Genomic DNA, 3545 nt, shown 5'->3' on the forward strand with positions numbered 1-3545 from the left:
ACCATGTTGCAGTTCATCCGCATGGTAATGGAGCCATCCGGCAAGGTGACTATAAGCGTGCAATGCAGGGCCTGTCCCAGTGTCTCAGTGGGCATCACATAGGTGCCCGTTGCATTGATCGCCCCCTCTACTCTAACGGTTCCCGTGTAAGTGGTACCCTGGGCACCTGTTGCGACGGTATAGAAAGTGACAGGCAGTTTATGGGCTTGTCCTGCTTTGAAAGCACCCTGCTGCGAAGCCTGAGCTTCTAACACTGTCGGATCGGTAGCAGGTTCAATATCTGTTTTAGAGCAGCTCCCTATGAAAAGGGCGATAAGACACACGATTAGAGAAGAAAAAATGGAAATTCGCTTGTTCATAGTTTAACAGTTTGAGTGGTAGGAACAACATAAAGTGCTTTTCAAGGTGTAGTAGACACCGCTGAGATACGCGAAGCTTTAAAACAGCCTGCCATATCATAAAGGAGGGTGACCGTGGAAAAGGGGGCACAGGAGGGAAGTAAGGTTCACGGGGGCGGAGGAGGCTATATACAGTATTGACCCCACCAATTAACTTTCCCTGTTGTCAAGCGCCTTGGACTGCACAACATAGCAAGCACTTTATCGATTCTGTACCTGCTTAGATCAGAACCGGCCTCTTGGCAGGGTATGTAGCTGGTCTGTGAGTAAAAGGCAAGTTTGGTTTAATTTTTTTGGTTTTGGCCAAGCCTATTATAACATACTACGACATTTTTAAAAAGTATTACAATTTTATTGAATATTGGTAAAAGGCAAAGAAAGCGACTTAAACTGAACGGCACCTCATGTAAGCATTCTCTTCCGACGAGTTCAATCCCGATAGGTCACCAGACTATAGCGATGGGAGAGAGCATATCCGGTCTTTTTATGCCATTCTTTTATGCTTCCTTACAACTGAAACTGATGAGTAAGGTTAGGGCTGCAATATCCTTTCGGGTGTTTAGAGTCAGAGAAGGCAATAGTGAGAAATAGTTATGCAACAGACACGGCTGTTTTCTGAGCCACAGACCTACTTCGAAGAAAATGTTCCGACCGGAGTCCTATTTTTACGTCTCATGAAAGATTTATTTTTTAAGAGATGAGTAAGTAAGACACAATAATGAAGGTGAGATGTTTATAACTACGAAGCTTATCGGGAAAGAATAAGATTGGCAAATTAGCGAAGACAGTTGGGGGTGGTGAACATACCTTTGGCCTATTCAGGCGCCACTACCATTAGGGGCTTTTTGATCCTCAGCGTTGGAGGGAAGTTGCTTTAGCGTCCGAATAGTGTCTGATGTGCATAAAAAAAGCCTCTCAGCGTGAAATGAGAGGCTTTCAAGTAGTCCGTAGGGGAATCGAACCCCTGTTGCCAGAATGAAAATCTGGAGTCCTAACCCCTAGACGAACGGACCATTCTGTCGTATTGTGGTGCAAATATAGAGGGCTAAATCTTTCCTGCAAAACTATGTGGCAGCTTTTCTTTAAAAAAATGAGCCGGTTCATGTAACTGGCTCATTCTGAACAGAAAAAAAATTTTAATAAAATGCTGCTCCTACCAGGTATAGCTTATTCTGTTTTCAGGGAATAGACCGGATTGGCCATGGCTGCCCGTATGGCCTGCGAACTCATGGTGATCATTGCAATAAGCAAAGTGGCAGCACCTGCCAGCACAAAGGGCCAGATGCCGATGTGGATGCGGTACGTAAAGTCCTGCAACCAAAGGCGCATCAGGTAGTAGGCAATAGGGGCGGCCAGTACAAAGGCTACCAACACGAGTTTGGCGAATTCCCGGGAGAAGAGCACAGCGATCTGTAAAACCGATGCTCCCAATACTTTTCGTACACCAATTTCTTTGGTACGCTGCACGGCCATAAAAGAGATCAGGCCATACAAACCCAGGCAGCCTATGAAGATGGCAATAAAGGAAAATACTTTAAAGAGCGTGCTCTGCCTTGTTTCCTCGCGGTAAAAACGGGAGATGGCATCATCCAAAAACTCATAGTTGAATACTGCCTCCGGGTAGGCTTTGTACCATACCTGCTCCAGGTGCTTCAGCGCTTCTTTGCTTTGCTGCATATCTACTTTGGCCATCATAAAAAAGTAGTTGTCATTATAGGGTACTATAAAGGTCGGGTCGATCGGGTCACGCAGCGATGCCTGGTGAAAATCTTCCACTACCCCTATGATTGTCGCTTTGGTTCTACCTCCATTCAATGTCACGCTTTTACCCAGGGCCTCCTCGGGGTGTTTCAAGCCCAGTTTCCGGCGCATGGTTTCGTTGATGAGGAGGCGAAGCAAGGTATCTCCTGATTCTTCATGATCCTTATACTTTCTGCCTGCAATCAGTTTGATGGCAAACAGGTCCAGGTAGTGCTCATCGGCAGTTTTCAGGTTTGCCTGGAAGGGGGCGTCCTCTTTGGCATTGTCGAACGTGAAATTAGTAAGATTGATGATATCCGCAGCCGGGGGAGCCATCCCGAATGTCACATCCCTTACCGCCGGATTACTCAGAATCTCCTGCCGCAAAGCAGACAGTTTTTTGGATTCCCCCCTTGGGAGCAGGGAAGTAACGACGGCTTCCTTGTTAAAGCCAAGGTCTTTGTTCCGGAAATACTGCATTTGTTCATTTACAACCAGCGTGCAGATGATGAGTACCTGGCAAATGGTGAACTGTACCACTACCAGTGCCCGCCGCAAGGGCAGACCACCTACCTGCTGCACCGACATGCGGCTACGCAGGGCGGCTATAGGTTGGAACCGGGCCAGCAGGAAAGCAGGGTATAGCCCGGCAAATAAAGTAACCAGCACCGTCTGCAGGCAGAGGAAAAGCAGCAGCACAGGGTCTTGCCAAACGCTGAAAGTCACTTTCAATTCCAGCAGCCTGTTCAGGTATGGTAAGCTGAGTTCTGTCAGGATAACCGAGATCAGGGTGGCAGAGAGCGTGATCAGGAAGGTTTCGCCGAGGAACTGCAGCATAAGTTGCCAGTGGTTGCTGCCCATTACTTTGCGTATACCTACCTCTTTGGCTCTCCTGATCGCCTGGGCCGTGGCCAGGTTGATGAAGTTGATACAGGCCGTGATCACCAGCAGCAATCCTACCATGGCCATCGAACCGATAACTTCCCGCGATATTGTACGCATCGCATAATTACCATAGGCCGCATTGAAGTGGATGTCGGGCAGAGGTTGCAGCACGATGGTTTCCTTTGTAGCCCGCCTCTCGGGCATATGCTGTTGTAAGGTATGGTTTACCCTGGCTTCGAAAGCGTCTGTGTCTGAATGGTCGGGGAGCAGGACAAAGGCCGTGTGATTGCTTACCAACTGGTTCCAGGAGTCCAGCTCGTAAGGACTGTAGGTTTTGAGCGTAGAATAGGAGACGAGGAACGTGAACGGGAAATCAGTATTGGAGGAAAAGTCAGGTATAACAGCCGCTACTTTCAGCGTAAGTTTTGTGTTGAACCGGACGACTTTCCCTACTGCGTTTTCTCCCGGAAAGAACTTGTCTGCCATCGTTCGGGAGAGCACGATGTTATTGGGCTCCCGCAA

The 3545-nt window shown here is 48.1% G+C and carries 2 protein-coding genes and 1 tRNA gene; all 3 read right to left on the bottom strand.

The window, feature by feature from the left end; genetic code table 11:
• On the bottom strand, positions 1–359 hold a 359-nt coding region (locus OB13_RS17960), incomplete at its 3' end, for a hypothetical protein (protein ID WP_461491564.1).
• A gap of 980 nt (positions 360–1339) precedes the next feature.
• Positions 1340–1411: transfer RNA gene (locus tag OB13_RS17965), tRNA-Glu, on the bottom strand.
• Between the two features lie 154 nt (positions 1412–1565).
• Positions 1566–3545 (bottom strand): ABC transporter permease (locus OB13_RS17970; RefSeq protein WP_461491565.1); only part of this gene is annotated, 1980 nt, incomplete at its 5' end.

This window comes from Pontibacter sp. HJ8 (genome assembly GCF_054824225.1).